General features: G+C 59.6%; 1 protein-coding gene. It reads right to left on the reverse strand.

Features of this window, described 5'->3' with window-relative positions:
• Window positions 1-948 carry an IS481 family transposase gene (locus D7325_RS18985; protein WP_120998017.1) on the reverse strand — a complete coding sequence of 316 codons (948 nt, stop codon included), beginning with the start codon at window positions 946-948 and terminating at the stop codon, window positions 1-3.
• Window positions 949-1030 lie beyond the last annotated feature (82 nt).

Raw genomic sequence — 1030 nt, forward strand, 5'->3', positions numbered from 1 at the left:
CTAGTTGTGTAAACCCAGTACGTTGTTCAGTGGCACTGGAGCCCGACTAATTGGCGGTTTGTAGTTGAGGCTGCTATGCGGCCTGTGCCAGTTGTAGTGGTGCAGCCAGGCAGGCAAGTGTCTGGCTCGTTGTTCGGAGCTGTCATAAGAGCGTGCATAGGCCCATTCACGCAGGCTCGTCTGGATGAAGCGCTCGGCCTTGCCGTTCGTTCGCGGTGTGTAGGGCTTGGTGCGGATGTGTTTCAGTCCGAGCCGAGCGCATAAGCGCCGAAACGAATGAGAGCGGTAGCAGGCGCCATTGTCTGTCATGACGCGTTTGAAGCGGATGCCTAAGCCACGGTAGTAACGCAGCGCCTGCAACAAGGCTCGACAGGCGCTACTGCCGCGCTCATCTGGGTGCAGGCTGGTGAAGGCCAGCCGGGACGCATCGTCGATGGCCACATGCACGAACTCCCAACCGGCACCATCTGAGCCCTGCAGACGATCGCCCGTAACTCGGTGCCCTGGTCTCCAGAATCGGCCCAGCTTCTTGATGTCCAGGTGCAGGAGATCGCCGGCGTTGGGGTATTCGTAGCGCACTACTACAGGGGCGGGCTCTAGCTCGGCTAACCGATGAAAGCCAGCTTGTTTGAGACGGCGCGCAACGGTACTGACGGCCACGCCGAGTGCTTGAGCGATCTGTCGGTAGGTATGGCGAGATCGGCGTAGTCGGATCAATTGTGCGATCAGATCGACTGCCGTCTCGTGAGGGCATGAATGCGGACGTGACGAACGATCCATCAGACCGGCCTCGCCCTCCTCACGAAAGCGCCTGAGCCACTTGTAGGCTGTGCGGACACTGACTCCTGCGGCTTGTGCTGCATCCTCGACACGTAGCCCACTGAGCATGCGTTGTACGAGAAGGGCTCGACCTCGCGGGGTAAGACGGGCATGTTTATGCAGGTTCATCCGGGGCTCCTGGAAGGCTGTGTTGGTCGCGCTTCCAGAATTCCGGGAACGCCCCGGATGAACAACCTACTGAGAAATCACA

Origin of the sequence: Stutzerimonas urumqiensis (assembly GCF_003640395.1) — a bacterium.
Taxonomy (GTDB): Bacteria; Pseudomonadota; Gammaproteobacteria; order Pseudomonadales; family Pseudomonadaceae; genus Stutzerimonas; species Stutzerimonas urumqiensis.

Excerpts from the sequence above, each read along its gene's own strand:
- D7325_RS18985 (WP_120998017.1), bottom strand. The coding sequence starts at position 948 with ATGAACCTGCATAAACATGCCCGTCTTACCCCGCGAGGTCGAGCCCTT.